This is a genomic window from Leptospira yasudae (genome assembly GCF_003545925.1).
Classification (GTDB): Bacteria; Spirochaetota; Leptospiria; order Leptospirales; family Leptospiraceae; genus Leptospira; species Leptospira yasudae.
The window spans coordinates 105,125-121,382 of sequence record NZ_QHCU01000008.1 but is presented as its reverse complement, the minus strand read 5'-3'; the positions used below and the strand labels follow the sequence as shown (position 1 = coordinate 121,382).

The window sequence follows — 16,258 nt, the reverse complement described above, 5'->3', positions numbered from 1 at the left end:
TCAGCATCCCAATCCATGAGCCGCTCGACGGGGACAGAACCTTGCAGCCTGTTCTTTCTGAGAAAGTAAACCGGGGTTTGGGGATGCGTTGTAAGGATTTCAAAAAGGGCGAACGGCGAATTCGTTCTTTGATCTATTTTCAAACGTTTTTTGGAACTGATGGTTTGTCGGAACATTTAAAAATTCCGCATTTTTTTTATTGCAAAGTCGACGATTGAACTTTTGCGAGATTCTTACTTGTTTCGTAACCGTCCAAGAATCAAAACGAATCTTCCGTTATGGAAAACAAGATATTCATCTCGATCATCGCGGTTACGTTTTTATTTGCGGGCTGTCATGATACGAACGGCGATTCCGATTCAAAGAACAAGAAAGGAGGAAAGATGAAATACGAAGTCAACAAGTCCGAAGAAGAATGGAAGAAAGAACTCACACCCGAAGAATACAGAATTCTCAGACAGAAGGGAACCGAGATGGCGTTTACGGGCGCCCTTTACAAAAATCACGATAAAGGAACGTATGTTTGCGCGGCTTGCGGAGCCGTCTTATTCTCCTCCGAAACGAAATACGAATCCGGTTCCGGTTGGCCTTCTTTCTATCAACCGGCAAAAGAAGGAGCGATCGACGAGGAAAGGGATACGAGTCACGGAATGACGCGAGTCGAAGTTGTTTGTTCGAAATGCGGGGGACATTTAGGTCACGTATTTCCGGACGGGCCGAGACCTACCGGACTGCGTTACTGCATCAATTCGGCTTCTTTAAAATTTAAGAAAGAATAACGATACTTTTTGAAGTTCCGTTTCCGGGAAGAACGTTTTATCATTCGACTTCCCGGAAAAATTCTCCCGTTCGTTTTTTGATTTTCAAGCGGTTACTCGAAGAAAATAATACCTAAAACCGGAATCCACCGGGAGTAACTTCATGAATGACCATCTCGCATACGTCTCCGACAATCGCTCCGTACGAAACCCTTTCCTGCAATTCTTAGCTGAAAAATGGTATACGATTCTTTATCTCTGGCACGCGATCATCGGCATCTTTACGAAATTGGAAGATTCTCCCGAAGGAGATAAACGTCCGGTCGTTCTGGTTTCGGGATTTTTGGGTAGAACCCTCTCTTGGGAATCGATGCTCAAACATCTTTCCGCAAACGGTCATCCCGTTTACGTTGTTCCTCTCGGGTTTCAAGTCGGGAACATTCGAACCAAAAGCAGGATTCTGGAAAACTATCTGATCGAAAAGGACATTAAGGACTGCTACATCGTCGCTCATTCGATGGGCGGGCTGATTTCTGCAGGTCTTACTTATAAAGGAAGGGACCGCGTTAAGAAGATCTTTATCGCTGGAACTCCTGTTCGCGGAACGTATCTCGCGTACGCCGCTCCTATGTTCATTTGCTGCTGGCAGATGATGCCGAATTCGAAATTCATCCGGGAAGTCGGCGACGTTTTTGAAAAGCTGCCTAACGTGCAATCCGTCTTTACGAAGAAGGATCAGATCATTCTTCCTTCCGAAAATTCTCGTCTGGGTCATTTCGACGACGTGGAACTGCCTGAAGCGGGTCATCTCAATTTGTTTATGGGACCGTTGGGAATCGAGTGTTTGTTCGATCTCATCACCGCCGAGGAGAATAAGGATCCTAAGCCGGTCGTTAAGAAAGCCGATTCTTCCAAACAAGAAACCGCTTCCGTAAAACAAGGTTTAGGCGACCGAGGTTCGGCGAGCGCTTCCAAATCCTCTTCTCAAAAGTCCGGATCCTCCAAATCGTCAAAACAAGCTCCTAAGAAAAAAACGCAAACGAAGAAGTCGATCTCCGCCTCTTCGAAAGTTTCTAAACCCGTTGCAAAGAAAAAAGTTCCGGTTAAAAAGAAGAAACGCTGATACGAAATGGGAAGTCGGGTTTTTATAAACCTGACATCCCCCCAAAAAACAAAAAAACCGTCTCCGAAGGTTTCCCTTCCAGAGACGGCCGATACGATCGCATCGATTGAAAATGATGAATTCTTAAATTAGAATCTGTCGCCTTTCGGTTTAGCGACGTTTACTTTCAGGTTGCGAGTAAGAACGTTCTTTCCGTCCAAATCTTTGATCGCTTTGTCCGCTTCGTCTTTGTTCGGCATTTCGACGAAACCGAAACCTTTGGATTTTCCGGAGTACTGGTCGGTGATGATTTTTACGGAATTCACCGCGCCATGCGCTCTGAAAAGATCGCCTAACGTTCCTTCATTGAGATCGTAAGAAAGATTTCCTACATAAATATTAACTGACATATGTTCCTCGTGTCGTTATAAATTAGATCAAGTTATCTTGATTTAAAAACAGCGTTTCCCCTTGGACGGGAAGTAGAAGAATTTTAGAGATGCAGGACTTAGAAAGAAGAGCAAACTTTAAGATAGGACTACGTTTAGAAGTTAGAAAATCGATTGAATAACTGGAGTTCTTTGTCCATACTATCGGCTGAATTTCCTTTGGCAATACTAAATTTGCGGCATACATCGATCTAAAATGGAAACCGAAAGACTGATTTTGAGAGAATGGGAAGAAAAAGATCTGGAACCGTTTTATCGAATGAGTTCGGATCCGATCGTGATGGAATATTTTCCCGCGCTTTTGACCCGTGAAGATTCGGAACAATTTGTCGAGAAGATGCGCGCCCATTTCGAAGAATTCGGATTCGGTCTTTGGATCGTCGAAACGAAACAAACGAGAGAGTGGGTCGGCTTTACCGGATTTTTGAACGTTTCCTTTCAGGCCTCGTTCACGCCCGCGGTGGAAATCGGCTGGAGATTGAAGCCTTCTTTTTGGGATCAGGGGTTCGCGAGCGAGGCCGCCACAGCCTGTTTGAAATTCGGGTTTGCTCGTTTGCAATTCCCGAAGGTCGTTTCGTTCACTTCGATCCTAAACGTCCGCTCCCAAGCCGTGATGAAGCGCATCGGTATGAAAGAAGTCGGCGTTTTTCAACACCCGAATCTTCCAGCCGAACATCTTCTTTCCAAACACGTTCTGTATCAGGCGGCCCGACCTGAATGGGAAAACGCCGCAGTTCCGACCTTTTAACGGGAGAATTCTCCCGTTCCACAAGGAAAGTGTGGGAATTCCTACATAATTTTTCCGAGCGAACTCTGAATTTGTGGGAACTCCTTCAAAATTTCTTTCAAGACCCTGATTTTTTTCTTGCCAAACCCTTCATTCTTGGCTAACGTTGTTCATTAGTGAAGTGAACGCCGTTCACTAAGGAGAAAACAATGGAAGTGAAAATGAATTCCGGTTCTTCACCTAAGGAAACTCTCGGATCCGTCCGCGAAACCTTGTCTGAAGGAACTTTTGCCAATCCCGCTTACAAGGGAATCGGCTACTTTTTGAGAGACCTGTTTTTTTTCGGAGTGGCAATCACTCTGCTCTGGCACATAGACACCTGGTATCTTCTTCCTTTCTTATGGTTTTTCGCGGGAATGACGATCGCGGCTTTGTTCGTGGTCGGTCACGACTGCGCGCACGAGGCCCTGTTCGAAAACAGATTTCTCCGGTATTGGATCGGACAAATCGCGATGCTTCCTTCTTTGCACGCCTACAATCAATGGGCTTACGGACACAACCGAATCCATCACGGTCATACGATCAAAAGACAAGGAGACTTCGTATGGCATCCGGCTACCGCGGAAGAATATGCAAAATTTGGAATATTTAAGAAGATGATGCACCGTTTTTTCTGGTCGGCCTGGGGCGGCGGTTTTTACTACATGATCGAAGTTTGGCTCAAAGGAATGGTTTTCTTTACGGCCCCTCTCAAGGAAGCGGGCAGGGACAAGTGGATCATGCTTTCCTTCGCGTTTATCTCCTCCGGTCTCGTGTTTTACTTCGGCGGTTCGGCAAACGGAGTTTTCGATGCGGGTGCGGGTTTCTGGATGTTCACCAAAGTTTGTCTGGTTCCGTTCATCGCATGGAATTACTTTATGGGAATTACGGTTTACGTTCATCACATTCATTCCGAAATTCCCTGGAAGACAAAGGATGAATGGACTCCTTTTTACGGACAAATGAAAGGAACCATCAACTATCATATTCACCCTGTGATGAATTTCTTCTTTCACAATATCTTCATTCACATGCCGCATCACGTTCACATGAAGATTCCTTTTTACAATCTCAAACGCGCTTTGAATGAGATTAAAGCGGTTTACGGGGATCACGTTCTGGAAAGAAACACGATCTTCGGAGATTATTTTAAATCGACTTCTCTTTGTAAGGTGATCGATTCCGAAACCGGAAAATGGATGACGTATCGCGAGGCGAGAAACGTAGCGAACGATACGACCGACGCGGACGACGAAGAGTTGGAGATTATACCCGCATAACGTTAGATACAGCCGTAAACGGGGATTTCAAAGTCCCCGTTTATTTTTTCTTTTTTTATCGAGATGATAGGTTAACGCCAAAGAGATGCAGACGCTCAGTTCTTTGGAAGGAAGAGGATCTTTCACGTTCAACCGAATCGCGCGATCCCCTTCAAAATCGAACTTTTTGGGAAAGAGTTCCCGAAAGGTGGAAACCAAATTCGTCTGACAATGAAAATAAATCGCATATCGATTTTCTTCCGCAGGAAGTCGATCGATTCGAATCGTACTTCCGCTCTTTGATTCCGACGTTAAATAACTCGGCTGTCCCCATTTCAACGTCTCTTCGAGTTTGCCGACTTCCGCGATCGAGTCCGCCGTTCGATAGATCAAATCCCGAAGCGCCAATAATTGAATCCGAACCGGGTCCGGATAAGCGTGAAAGACTTCCGCCACGTTTCGATTTTTGAAGGGGAGCGGTTTTTCCTTGGTCTTTTTGTGTGCTGCGGGCATACCGATTCTTCTAGGAAAATTTATTCTCGTATTTTTTTCCAGCAAGCCGTTTTTGGAAAGAAATTACGGACCGGAGCCGAAGCGATTTTTCTTTATGCAAAAGATGTCATATATCGGAAGCTCTCCTGCTAAAACGAAACGATGAGAAGAGCGACTCGATCAAAAACGAATCTTATTCTTATACGATGTCTTCCAATTTAAGAAGTTCCTCTTCCAGTCGGTCGATGAATTTTTTATTACCCGTGACCCCGTAGAGCTGCATCGCTCCTTGATAGAGGAACAACGCTTTTTCCGCAAATTCCAAAGCCGTTTTGGAGTTCAGGGTCTTTTTCTTTTTCCAGATCGGTCGTGTGAAGTATTGGCCGAAACTTCGATTCCATCGGTCGAGGGATTCTAAGATTCGTTTTCGCAATTCCGGTTCCTCGTGCGTTTGATTCGAAAAGTTCGCGAGAGGGCAACCGTATTTGTATTCGGTCCTCAATCTTCTCTGTATGAATTTGATCCAGGCCCGGATAAAGTCGGGATATCTTTCGTATTTGTTCATCATGATTTCGGCTAAGCCGATGATCTGTTCTTCCTGAAACGAAACGTAACTTAAGCCCAGATCTTTTTTGGAAGGGTAATAGCGGTATAAGCTCTTTTTAAACGCGTTCGCTTCGCTTAATATTTCGTTGATCCCGGTATTGGAATAACCTCTCTCATAAAAGAGTTTCACCGTGGCCTTCAAAATCCTGTCCTTGGCCGGGTCGTGTTTGAGAAGAGTTTGTTTCATCGATCGAACCGATTGTTCAAAAGTTCCCCGCTTAAAGGGAGAAAAAGAATTTCCCCTCTTCGAAAAACCTTATACCTGAAATTTAAAATGGTAGACAAATTTGTCTACCATTTTATAGGCTTAATCCAGAGGTAGACCGACTGTTCTACTGAGGAGGAAAAAAGCATGGAAACTCTGGAACAAGAAGCCGCGGTGCAAACGGAAGGAAGATCGTTTACTCATTATGTGAAGGTTCGTTGGGTGGATTTGGACGAAAACGGACATGTGAACAACGGAGTGTATCAGAGCTATTTCGACGAGGCGAGAAGGGCGGCTTTCGAAGATGCGGGTATGAATTTGGGGGAGCTGCGCCAAAAAAATATCGGTCCAGTGATTTTGAAAGCGGAATTGGAATACAAAGCGGAATTGAAATATCCCGAAACCACACGGCTTGTGACTCGCTTCGAAGCGAAAAAAGGAAGTCGAGTTTTGGTGATTCAAGATCTGTATCGCGAGTCGGACGGGGCTTTGGTCTGCTCCTCCAAATTTTTCGGTTTGTTTATGGATCTAAAAAGAATGCGTCCTTATAAGGTTTCGGAGGAAGAAGCCGCGAAACTTTCGTGAAGTTTGCGATCCTTCTCCCGTTTAAAAAAAGAATTCGTCTTTTTTCTTTTCTTGGAACGGATAATGTCGTTCTAAGAAAAGAAGAAGATGAATAACCGGGATCATTCCATTCGATTAGAACCGTCCGTTCTTGAGGATCGTAGAAGATTCTACGATTGGCTCGTTCATCCGGAATTGGTACCGTTTTTATTGGGACCGCCCTTGTTTCCGGATGCGGACATTCCGACTTGGGAGGAATTCTCCGCCGATTATCTGGATTATTTTTTTACCGGTTCGAATCCGGAACTCGGAAGATGTTACAGAATTCTAATGGATGATGTTTGTATCGGACAAATCAATTACGCGTCCGATCTGCCGAGCCCCCGTGTCGCCGAGTTGGACATTTGGATGTCGTCTCCCGAATTCTGCGGTCACGGATACGGCGTCGAAGCGATTCGAATCCTGAGCGGAATTTTGTTAAACGAATTGGGCATGGAAGAGCTTGTAATCCGCCCTTCCGCAAGAAATCCAAGAGCGGTCCGCGCATACGAAAAGGCGGGTTTTCGAAGAATCGAGATCGACCGCGAAACCGCGGCCGTATCGTACGGAAACGGAGATTATTACGACGTCGTCGTTTTGGTCCTGAGAAAAAATCCCTGAACCAATAAAAAAAATATTCCTAATATGGAATATTCTAAAAATCGAATTCCTAAAACGTGAAGCATTGGGATTCGATAAAATTCGTTTTCATTTTCGTCCTTGCACAGAAAGGCCTGGGTCATATCCGTCCTTTCCGGGAGAGGATGGGTGACTACGAGATTTCTTGTAACCGTCGTTTTTTCCGGGCAGAGAAAATTCATCGGATAGTTGTATAAGTAATTTCCGGGTTGGTCGATTGCGACGCCCATGATGGAAAAGAATACGAGAAAGATCGCCTTTGCAGGATCGGGAAATGCGGATCGTAAGGCCGACCTGGCTCCGTAAAATCCAGCGATCAAAAGGATCGCACTCGCCAAACCTTCCACATTCGATAATGCGACAATGAATAGGATCGGCAATAGGATCACGCATGCCAATCCGACAAGAATTATCAGCGCCCATCCGAATGTTCCCAACTTGAGAATTTTTTGTAAAAACGAAGTCGAACCGGTGGTCTCGGCGTTTTCACCTTTTGTGTTTCCGCATTGAATGCAGCGGTCCAGCGTAATCGGGTTTGCGTATCGGCAGTGGTGACAGATCCATTTCATAAAGTGGAATTCATTTTGTCGTTCCGGTTCAATCTGCAAGATTTTTTTCGAGATTTTGAACGAGAAGGGATCGATTCAAACGGAATCTCCTGTCCGCATGCTTCTTTTGCTCGGTCAAAAAATAATTTCGAAATCTTTTCTAATAAAATGTCAAGTTATCATACGAAGGAAATATCGAGCGGGAAGATTGTAAATATCTTATATGATACGAACCCTTTTCCTACTGATATTCCTCTCTTTGATCGTTTCCGCTTGTTCCCAAAAGGAAGAAGAAATTTCGGAACAAGAAGCGCTTTTGCTTCTGCTGGGGCTACCCGATCGCGCTGAAAACTACGATCGAGACGTTCAGATCGTGACTTACAATTCCTCTGTTCCTCCGAGCGACGGTTCGGCTTACACCTGTAACGTCAATTACTCCGCAAACGACGTGAATCATTTCCTGGAACTGGTTCGAGCCCAAATCTCGCAATATCCCCGCGGTTATCTGATTAAGGGGAAGACGGAGCGAATCGTTCTTTGTGCGAATTTGGCGGTGGGCGGCAGAGCTGCGGCGGGTTACGCGGATGTATTGGGAAGCGGCATCTATCTCAACGTGAGTCCCGGTATCGCGAACGGTGCGATGGACGAATCGATCAATCGCGCCATTCACCATGAATTTACGCATAACTTTGATTATGCGGTTCGAGGCTTTTATATGGCCGTTCATTCGGATTGGGCTTCGCTCAATACGGTCGGTTATGCGAGCAATGTCGATTGGTCCTTGCCGAACCTGCTTCAAATCGACAATCCGGTGCCCGGTTATATCACAACATACGCGACATCCAATGTGGGCGAGGATTACGCGGAAATCGGAATGGGATTGATGGGACCGGCGGTTAGTTACGCGCAGATGATCAACGTTTGCAAAACGGATTCGGTTGTTCGAGCCAAGGTGAATCTGATGATCTCCGATATGAAACGGTTTTGGCCGTTTACAGTAGGCGAGAATACGCTTTGGAAACAGAGGGTTACGGGGACTTCCTGCAATTGATTCAGAATAATTTGCTAATAAAGGAGAATTTCGTGAAAGTAAAGATTGTTCTTAGTTTTTTATTCTTATACATTCTCACAGCATGTAATCATAAAAAAGAAGATACGAATACATCCATAGAATTGTTGTTAGCTCCGCTCTTTCTGGATCGAGCGGAAAATTATGACCGGGACGTGCAGATTATTACGCGTACGATGCCGCCCTCGAACCAATGGTATACATTCGATCTAAGTTATTCTGACGCGGATCTAAATGCGTATGTTTCGCTTCTCCGCGCACAAATTGCAAAGTATCCGAGAGGATATTGGATCAAGGCAAGAGCGGAAAAAATCTATTTAGTCAAGTATATCAATGGAATCAGCGGTGGAGGAGCGAAGGGGCTTTCTCTTGCACCGGAAAACAGTATTTATCTTTCAGTAGGGGAAGGCTTAGCTATCTGTGTTAACTGCGAAGAGGATTATATCTCAACGATGCATCACGAGTTGATGCATAACGCCGATTATACACAATTCGGTCCTTACTATTCTTCAAGTGTAGATGATTGGGACAATCTAAATTCGAATGGGTTTCAATACGGGAGCGTTCCCAATTCCGGTGCGGCTGCGGCCGTTTGGACAAATATCATTCATCCGCTCGCGGGTTTTCTCAGTTATTATGGTACTGCAAATAAGTTAGAAGATCGCGCTATTTATGCCGCTGCGATTCTTGGCGGTATACAGCAAAATCAATCCGATACGTTAATCAACTTTTGTAAGGCCGATCCGATTGTTGCCGCAAAGTCCAAAAAAATTATCGCTGATATGAATCGATTTTGGTCCTTTCCCGGGGCCGAGGAAACGTTCTGGAAAAGAAGAATTACGGAAACTGCAAATGCTTGTAATTAGTTAGTAACGCTGAATATCGTCGAAGATTATACGGATGTAGAGACGGGAATTATGAGTGTTTCCGCAAATCATACTTAGTTAATAAAACTTCGTAAAACGGATTCGATTGTAGTCGCCAAGATAAACCTGATGATCTCGACATGAAAACGTTTTGGCCTTTCCCGGAAGAGAGAATCCGCTTTCGAAGCGAAAAGTTTCGGGAACAAGCTTCATTTAGGTTTTGGACCCATTATGCTATAATGGGCGGAACGTATTGTTTATGGAAAATGCATATACCATGTATGATTCAAAATTACTTTTTATCAATACGCCTCTTTGCATTCGTTTCCGGTTGCGGTTACAAAAAAGAGAATTCAACGGAAAAAGATAGAGTTCGATTCGAGATTCTCGTAATCGAAAATAACCGAACGTTCTTGCGGTCCTTACTCCGCGTTTTCAAAACGTGTCTTCGCTTCTGCAATCAATGCGTCCGCTAATTTCGATAATCCCGGACGGATCGTTTTTTTATGACAGAGATAAAATTTACGTTCCACGTACAATTCGGGAATCGGAATCACTTTGAGTTTCGAGTTTAAACTGTAGGACGATAAAAATCCTATTCCCAAATCGGATTCGATGCTTTTGATAACCGACTCCACGCTTCGAAGTTCCATCGCGATTTTCGGTTTGAATTCTTTTCCGAAGGAGCGAATCTTTTTTTCCACCGCCTTTCGGATTGCCGAAGCCGGATGAAAGAATACGAACGATTCTTCTTTGACGTCTTTGAGAATCGGCTTTTTCTTTTGAAAGATCGGATGTGTTTTTAATGCGACGGGGACGATTCTGTCGGAAAGAAATTCTCGGGAAACAAGACCGGGTTCGTCCGCAGGTCCGGTAAGGATTCCGAGATCCACTTCGTTTAACAAAATCGATTCCTTCGTTTCGAGCGAATCTCCTTCCCTTACGGATAAAACGAGATCCGGATGGTCCTTTCGTATTTTTTTGAGGATCGCAGGAAGAATCCAAGCCGACACGGTTCCTCCCGCCGAAAGGGAGAATTCTCCCGAAAGTTCCTTGCCCGGTTCTTTCATCGCGGATTTTAATTCTTCCCAGAGTTCGCGCATTCTTTGCGCGTAGCTAAAGAATACTTCTCCGTCGTATGTGAGCCTAATCTGTCTGGGGCCCCTTTCAAATAAGGAAACGCCCAATTCTTTTTCCAAAAGAAAAATTTGACGGGAAAGCGCGGGTTGCGTCAGACCTAGTTTTCCCGCGGCTCTTTGAAACGTTCCCGCATCCCTGATTTCCAGAAAGTATCGGATCTGTCTGAATTCCATAGATTCTATATCTATAACTTTTTGTTATATTGTCAATCAATCCTATTTATTTGCATTATGCTTCTGCTTCTGTTATCTTCTTTTTATCGGAGGGGATATGGCCGGAAAAACATTATACGATAAAATTTGGGAATCCAGGGTCGTTGCAAAGGACGGAGAAGAGGATATCTTCTTTGTGGACAGGCATCTTCTTCACGAAGTGACTTCTCCCCAAGCGTTTACCGCTTTGAAGGAAAAAGGAAGACCCGTTCGCAGAAGGGAAAGAACTCTTGCGATCATGGATCACAACGTCTCCACGAGAAATCGGAATTGGGACGGCGCGGGAGAAATCTCCAAAAAACAGATGGAACTTCTTTCCAAAAACTGCGCTGAATTCGGAGTCGATCTTTTGGATATCAATCACCCGGATCAGGGAGTGGTTCACGTGGTAGGTCCGGAAATGGGACTTACGTTACCCGGAACCGTAATCGCTTGCGGTGATTCTCACACATCCACACATGGGGCGTTCGGCGCGTTCGCGTTGGGAATCGGAACGAGCGAGATCGAGCACGTTCTCGCGACGCAGACGATCCGTTTGAGGAAGTCGAAAAACCTTTCCGTGCAAGTTACGGGAGAATTGGCCGCCGACGTTACGGCAAAGGATCTGGCTTTATATCTGATCGGAAAGATCGGAACGGACGGAGGACAAGGATATGTGATCGAATATTCGGGAGAAGCGATCTCCAAATTCTCCATGGAAGAACGAATGACTCTTTGTAATCTTTGTATCGAAGCCGGCGCAAGAGCCGGTATGATCGCTCCCGATCAAACCACGTTCGATTATCTTAAAGGGCGGGACTTTTCTCCCAAGGGCGAAGAGTTTATCAAAAAAACGGAATATTGGAAAACCTTAAAGTCCGATCCGGATGCGGTCTTCGATAAGACGATCGTTTTGGACGCGCGGGAAGTTTCTCCGATGGTCACTTGGGGAACCAATCCTGGACAGGTGATTCCCGTTCTTTCCACCGTACCGAATCCGGATTCGTTCGACGATCCGGAAGTCCGAGCCGCGGCGAGAAGATCCTTGGAATACATGGGTTTGAAAGCGGGAGAAGAAATGCGCTCCGTTAAGATCGATAAAGTTTTTATCGGTTCCTGCACGAATGCGCGGATCGAAGACATACGCAAAGCCGCGGCAGTCGCCGAAGGAAGAAAGGTTTCGTCTAACGTTGTCGCGATCGTGGTTCCGGGATCGGGAAGAGTAAAACGTCAAGCGGAGAGGGAAGGTCTGGATAAGATTCTTACCGAAGCCGGTTTTGAATGGAGATTGCCCGGATGTTCGATGTGTCTCGGCATGAACGACGATTATCTGTCGCCGGGAGAACGATGCGCATCCACTTCCAACCGCAACTTCGAAGGAAGACAAGGCAGAGGAGGTCGCACGCATTTGGTAAGTCCCGAAAGCGCCGTGGTCGCGGCCGTGTTGGGAAGATTCGGTACGGTTCAGGAATTACAGGAGGAAAGAGTATGAGTCGCGCTTGGACAAAACACAAAGGAATAGCCGTTCCTTTATATCGCAAGGATATCGATACGGATCAAATTCTTCCGAAACAGTTTATGAAAAAAACCGAGCGAACCGGGTTCGGAGTTCATCTGTTTCACAACTGGAGATATTTGGACGAAGACGGTAAAACTCCGAATCCGGATTTCGTTTTGAATCAAGACAGATACAAGAACGCGTCGGTTTTGATTGCGGGCGAGAATTTCGGATGCGGCTCGAGCAGGGAACACGCGCCTTGGTCTTTGGCGGATTACGGTTTTCGAGTCCTCATTGCGCCTTCATTCGCGGATATCTTTTTCGGAAATTGCGCTAAGAACGGAATCGCTTTGGTAAAACTTTCCATGGAAGAAGTGGAGGAGATTCTGGAATTCGTAACGAATCAGGAAGGAGCGGAAATTTCGGTCGATCTGGACGCGTTAGTCGTCTTTTCCGGCGAAAAGAAATACCGTTTTACGCTTTCTGAATCTCTTTTGAATCGAATCGCCAACGGGTGGGACGATGTCGATCTGACGATGAAACATCTTTCTCGGATCGAAGCCTTTGAATCGAGTCTCGCATAAACGTCGATTGTCGAATCGATATCGAATCCGATCCGCAGTTCTTTCCTCAAAGAAAGATTCTGCGGACGGAAATTCGCGCTGTATCCTGGATCGTTTTCAAACAACTCAGATCTTATTCATTCTTCATTTATATAAAAAACTCCAATTTTAAAAAATAACGAACGGTGTCCGTTTCTGTAATCTACCAAATTATAATTTAAAAAACGAGTTGAGTCCCTCTTTTGCGTAGCGAAAATTTGCTTATCATGAAAGCCAAAGATTTAGCGAAAACACTCGGAGTGGAACTTAAGGGTAACGGGGAATTGGACGTAATCGGAATCGGTGATATTGAAAACCACTCCGACGTTCGACCGGATCGAATCTATTACTTTGAAGCGAAGAAATATCTGACTTCTAATCCCAAGGCGAAACAAGTTCAACTGGCGCTCACCATACCGGCGTTAGCCGAAGAATTTCCTTCCGCATTGATCGTTCCTGAAACTCAGGCAAGATTGAAATTCATCGAAATGCTTTCCCTGTTTGAAAAGAAGCCGAAATTCTCCGCTTCGATTTCGGAGAAGGCGAGCATTCATAAATCCGCAAAGATAGGAAAGAACGTTACGATCATGGACTTTGCCGTGATCCAAGAGAACGTAGAGATCGGAGACAATTGTCAGATTTATCCGAACGTAGTGATCGAAAGCGGCGCGAAGATCGGAGAAGGAACGGTTCTTAAATCCGGCGTCGTGGTTTGTTACGATTGCGTTCTCGGAAAATACAACCTCATTCATTCAAACACGGTAATCGGAGCGGACGGTTTCGGTTTTTACGATAAGGGCGGCGTGCGTTACAAGGTTCCTCAGATCGGAAACTCGGTGATCGGCGATCACGTCGAAATGGGCGCTTGCTGCACCGTGGATCGCGCGACGATCGAAACGACGACCGTGGGAAATTATACGAAGTTCGACGATCACGTTCATATCGCTCACAACTGTAGAGTCGGTAACTATGTTTTTATCGCGGGAGGAACGGTTCTTGCCGGTTCCGTGACTTTGGAAGACGGAGTGATTATGGGCGGTCAAGCCGCGGTCGCCGAAGGGATCACGATGAAGAAAGGATCGATTTTGATGGGAATGTCCGGTCTTACAGAAGACAGCGCCGAAAAAGTAGCTTACTTCGGAATTCCTGCAAAGCCCGCGTTGGAGATGCATCGAATTCATTCCTCCATGGCGAAACTTCCGGAACTCGTCCGCGAACATAGGAACCGAACGAAACCTTAAAAGTTAGGATTGAATCTGCCTTTCCGTTCTTGAGATTGGTAAAAGAGGTTTATTCCTTTTATGCCAACGAACGCCAGCGCTAAATTCTACGTCCTTCTCGTGATCGCCATGATTTCCTGGGGTTTTGCCTGGCCTTCGGCAAAGCTCATCGTCGGCGATCAGCAACCGAACGTAATCATCTTCTGGAGATTTTTAGCGACTGCGATTTCGATTCTTCCCGTCGTGTTGTGGAGAAAGGAATCTCTCCGGCTTCCGAATAAAAAAGTTTGGATCCAGGTTGCGATCGGCGGAATTCTTTACACGATCTACAATCAATTCTTTCTGTTGGGTTTAAAGAACGGACTCGCGGGTGCGGGCGGCGTTCTCGTTACGACGATGAATCCGATCTTTACATACGTTCTCGTTCATACGTTTCAGAAGAAGTTGCCTTCCGGTCGGGAAGGAATCGGACTTTTTCTCGGTCTTGTGGGCGGTTGTATTCTGCTTCGATTGTGGGAATTGGATTTGAATTCTCTCTTTCAATCCGGAAATATTTTCTTTCTTCTTTGCGCGTTCAGCTGGGCGATCCTAAGCATGAACAGTCACAGCACGGGACAAACGATTTCCCCTCTTGTTTATAGCTTTTACGTTTTCGCGATCGGAACGGTCTTGGATTTGTTTTTGGCTCTTCCTTACGGAGTGGAGAAGGCTTTGGAAAGCGGACCGGTTTTTTGGTTTCATATCCTGTATCTTTCCGTGATCTCGACGACGTTCGGAACGACCGTGTATTTTTTCGCTTCGACCAAACTCGGTTCTCGAGTTGCGAGTTCGTTCATCTTTTTGGTTCCGGTCACTGCGTTATTTGGAAGCTGGATCTTTTTAAACGAGGTTCCGAGTTTTACGACGACGATCGGCGGAACGTTCGCGGTCCTCGCGGTGTTTATGTTAAACTCCAATCAAAACGGAGAATCGAAAGAGTCCGGTCATTGATACGGACTTTTTCTAGATCCAAAAGCGCATAACGTAATTTCCGAAGACTTCTTTCTTCGCGTAAAAAACGATCCGGCGGTTTCGGCGAACGTTCAGCCCCAACGGCTTTTGTAGTAATGTTTTCCGGAAGGAGCGATTTCAAAACCTTCCGGATGTTCCACCACGAGGCTGGATTCTTTCAGGTCTTCGAGAAACGGTCTGAGTTGATGCGCGGACTTGGCGGTGTTGAGTTCCAAATCTTCCATCGTCGTCATTCTTCCCGATTGAGAAGCCTGATAGATATCCTGAAAAATCTGAACGGTTAAGGAATTCATATCGATTGCGGGTCCTTCCTGAATCTCGAAGTTCTCAGCGTTTTCTGTCAAAGAATTTTTGTCGAGGTGACGCGAAACAGGCACTTCTGAACGATTCTTGAAAAATTACGACTCACCTTTCGTATTCATTTTTTTAAATATTCCGTCCGATCCCTCGAGAAAAAGAATGGAAAAACGTTCTTTTATAGAGGATAATCACCAGACCATGCGCAAAAAGAATCATATGCCTGAAACAAGAAATCCCGTCGAACTTGTGGAGTTCCTCTCGAAAGAAATGGAGAATCCTTCTTTTGATGAATGGCTTTCCGAACTCGCAGAGAAGGCGATCGAAAACGACAAATTCGTTTGGAGTTTTCTGTATCAAGTGATGCGTGACGCGGATTCGGGCAGACTATCCTGGGGATATCACAAAAGACTTCTTTCGGGAGCGGTTCAGATTCTTTCCAGAGTGGGCGACAGCCGCGCATATCGCGCCATCATCAATTACGTAAAATCCTTGGATCGTCAGATTCCGATCGGAGCGCTGGAACTCATCACCGATCTTCTTCCTTCCTTTGCCGAAGTGGACGCGGATGAAATTTTGAAAATCGCGGCCCATCAGGATTCTTTGAAATCCGCGTTCGGAGTTTTGGCTCTTTTTCAATTGATCGTTCAAGGAAAAATTCCGGAAGAGAAAGTCGAAGAAACCAAAACCTTTCTCAAGAGTTATAAGAACTATGTCTATTATTTGGATTCCGTCATCGAGCAGGCGCTGGATTATCTCGAAGCGGAAGAAGAACCGGACATGCTCTCCTTTTTTAACGAAATCGCCGTTTAAACGGAAGTTTTACGTCGCTTCCACTTCGTATTAGCAAGAAACGACTTTTTTCGAATTGTTTCTTCCTCCCTGTCTTCTTTTCCTTCCCGAAGGTTAGAATTCTTGAAAAAGAATTCGACCTTTG

19 protein-coding genes and 1 pseudogene are annotated in these 16,258 nt (G+C 45.4%); 13 read left to right on the top strand and 7 right to left on the bottom strand.

Annotated elements, in window-relative coordinates; genetic code table 11:
* The first annotated feature begins 383 nt into the window (after positions 1-383).
* Both msrB and DLM76_RS19825 read left to right on the top strand, forming a co-directional pair.
* Positions 384-779 carry a peptide-methionine (R)-S-oxide reductase MsrB gene (msrB, locus tag DLM76_RS19830; RefSeq protein WP_193989144.1) on the top strand — a complete coding sequence of 132 codons (396 nt, stop codon included), beginning with the start codon at positions 384-386 and terminating at the stop codon, positions 777-779.
* A 142-nt stretch (positions 780-921) separates the two neighbouring features.
* Positions 922-1,881 (top strand): esterase/lipase family protein, encoded by a 960-nt coding sequence (locus DLM76_RS19825; RefSeq protein WP_118966310.1) that lies wholly within the window; start codon positions 922-924, stop codon positions 1,879-1,881.
* 128 nt (positions 1,882-2,009) lie between these two features.
* Here DLM76_RS19825 and rbp read toward each other — a convergent pair whose 3' ends face one another.
* Together rbp and DLM76_RS21770 are read right to left on the bottom strand one after the other, a co-directional pair.
* Positions 2,010-2,270: an RNA-binding regulator gene (gene rbp / locus DLM76_RS19820; RefSeq protein WP_118957551.1), complete on the bottom strand. Its 261-nt coding sequence runs from the start codon at positions 2,268-2,270 to the stop codon at positions 2,010-2,012.
* 32 nt (positions 2,271-2,302) lie between these two features.
* Positions 2,303-2,484: pseudogene (locus DLM76_RS21770) on the bottom strand (hypothetical protein); the annotation flags it as partial.
* A 21-nt stretch (positions 2,485-2,505) separates the two neighbouring features.
* On the opposite strand from DLM76_RS21770, the gene DLM76_RS19810 reads away from it, so the two are divergent.
* Positions 2,506-3,057, top strand: a complete 552-nt coding sequence (locus DLM76_RS19810) for a GNAT family N-acetyltransferase (protein WP_118966309.1) — start codon at positions 2,506-2,508, stop codon at positions 3,055-3,057.
* Positions 3,058-3,245: 188 nt separating this feature from the next.
* Positions 3,246-4,355: a fatty acid desaturase gene (locus DLM76_RS19805; RefSeq protein ID WP_118966308.1), complete on the top strand. Its 1,110-nt coding sequence runs from the start codon at positions 3,246-3,248 to the stop codon at positions 4,353-4,355.
* A gap of 27 nt (positions 4,356-4,382) precedes the next feature.
* Here the strand turns inward: DLM76_RS19805 and DLM76_RS19800 are convergent, their stop codons facing one another.
* Complete coding sequence (locus DLM76_RS19800; RefSeq protein ID WP_118966329.1) at positions 4,383-4,847, bottom strand: DUF1801 domain-containing protein; 465 nt, start codon at positions 4,845-4,847, stop codon at positions 4,383-4,385.
* 178 nt (positions 4,848-5,025) lie between these two features.
* On the bottom strand, positions 5,026-5,619 hold the full coding sequence (locus DLM76_RS19795) for a TetR/AcrR family transcriptional regulator (protein ID WP_118966307.1): 594 nt from the start codon (positions 5,617-5,619) through the stop codon (positions 5,026-5,028).
* A 165-nt stretch (positions 5,620-5,784) separates the two neighbouring features.
* Here DLM76_RS19795 and DLM76_RS19790 point away from each other — a divergent pair, with 165 nt between their 5' ends.
* Both DLM76_RS19790 and DLM76_RS19785 read left to right on the top strand, forming a co-directional pair.
* Positions 5,785-6,222 (top strand): acyl-CoA thioesterase, encoded by a 438-nt coding sequence (locus DLM76_RS19790; RefSeq protein ID WP_118966306.1) that lies wholly within the window; start codon positions 5,785-5,787, stop codon positions 6,220-6,222.
* A gap of 87 nt (positions 6,223-6,309) precedes the next feature.
* Positions 6,310-6,861, top strand: a complete 552-nt coding sequence (locus DLM76_RS19785) for a GNAT family N-acetyltransferase (RefSeq protein ID WP_118966305.1) — start codon at positions 6,310-6,312, stop codon at positions 6,859-6,861.
* Here DLM76_RS19785 and DLM76_RS19780 read toward each other — a convergent pair.
* Positions 6,822-7,448 (bottom strand): zinc finger Ran-binding domain-containing protein, encoded by a 627-nt coding sequence (locus tag DLM76_RS19780; RefSeq protein ID WP_118966304.1) that lies wholly within the window; start codon positions 7,446-7,448, stop codon positions 6,822-6,824. The genes DLM76_RS19785 and DLM76_RS19780 overlap by 40 nt on opposite strands.
* A 202-nt stretch (positions 7,449-7,650) precedes the next feature.
* Here DLM76_RS19780 and DLM76_RS19775 point away from each other — a divergent pair, with 202 nt between their 5' ends.
* Positions 7,651-8,478, top strand: a complete 828-nt coding sequence (locus DLM76_RS19775) for an LIC13305 family lipoprotein (RefSeq protein WP_241548317.1) — start codon at positions 7,651-7,653, stop codon at positions 8,476-8,478.
* Between the two features lie 32 nt (positions 8,479-8,510).
* Positions 8,511-9,362 carry an LIC13305 family lipoprotein gene (locus DLM76_RS19770; protein ID WP_118966328.1) on the top strand — a complete coding sequence of 284 codons (852 nt, stop codon included), beginning with the start codon at positions 8,511-8,513 and terminating at the stop codon, positions 9,360-9,362.
* A 422-nt stretch (positions 9,363-9,784) separates the two neighbouring features.
* Here DLM76_RS19770 and DLM76_RS19765 read toward each other — a convergent pair whose 3' ends face one another.
* Entirely contained in the window at positions 9,785-10,675 is an 891-nt protein-coding gene (locus tag DLM76_RS19765) for a LysR substrate-binding domain-containing protein (RefSeq protein ID WP_118966303.1), read from the bottom strand.
* Between the two features lie 97 nt (positions 10,676-10,772).
* On the opposite strand from DLM76_RS19765, the gene leuC reads away from it, so the two are divergent.
* The 4 genes from leuC (at position 10,773) to DLM76_RS19745 (ending at position 15,003) form a co-directional block, all read left to right on the top strand.
* Positions 10,773-12,185, top strand: a complete 1,413-nt coding sequence (gene leuC / locus DLM76_RS19760; RefSeq protein WP_118966302.1) for a 3-isopropylmalate dehydratase large subunit — start codon at positions 10,773-10,775, stop codon at positions 12,183-12,185.
* Complete coding sequence (gene leuD, locus DLM76_RS19755; RefSeq protein ID WP_118966301.1) at positions 12,182-12,775, top strand: 3-isopropylmalate dehydratase small subunit; 594 nt, start codon at positions 12,182-12,184, stop codon at positions 12,773-12,775. Before leuC ends, leuD begins: the two co-directional genes overlap by 4 nt.
* Positions 12,776-13,020: 245 nt before the next feature.
* On the top strand, positions 13,021-14,034 hold the full coding sequence (gene lpxD, locus DLM76_RS19750; RefSeq protein ID WP_118957540.1) for a UDP-3-O-(3-hydroxymyristoyl)glucosamine N-acyltransferase: 1,014 nt from the start codon (positions 13,021-13,023) through the stop codon (positions 14,032-14,034).
* A 60-nt stretch (positions 14,035-14,094) separates the two neighbouring features.
* Positions 14,095-15,003: a DMT family transporter gene (locus DLM76_RS19745; protein WP_118957539.1), complete on the top strand. Its 909-nt coding sequence runs from the start codon at positions 14,095-14,097 to the stop codon at positions 15,001-15,003.
* 92 nt (positions 15,004-15,095) lie between these two features.
* Here the strand turns inward: DLM76_RS19745 and DLM76_RS19740 are convergent, their stop codons facing one another.
* Complete coding sequence (locus DLM76_RS19740) at positions 15,096-15,317, bottom strand: hypothetical protein (RefSeq protein ID WP_118957589.1); 222 nt, start codon at positions 15,315-15,317, stop codon at positions 15,096-15,098.
* A 205-nt stretch (positions 15,318-15,522) separates the two neighbouring features.
* Here DLM76_RS19740 and DLM76_RS19735 point away from each other — a divergent pair, with 205 nt between their 5' ends.
* Positions 15,523-16,134: a hypothetical protein gene (locus DLM76_RS19735; protein WP_118957588.1), complete on the top strand. Its 612-nt coding sequence runs from the start codon at positions 15,523-15,525 to the stop codon at positions 16,132-16,134.
* Positions 16,135-16,258: the final 124 nt, after the last annotated feature.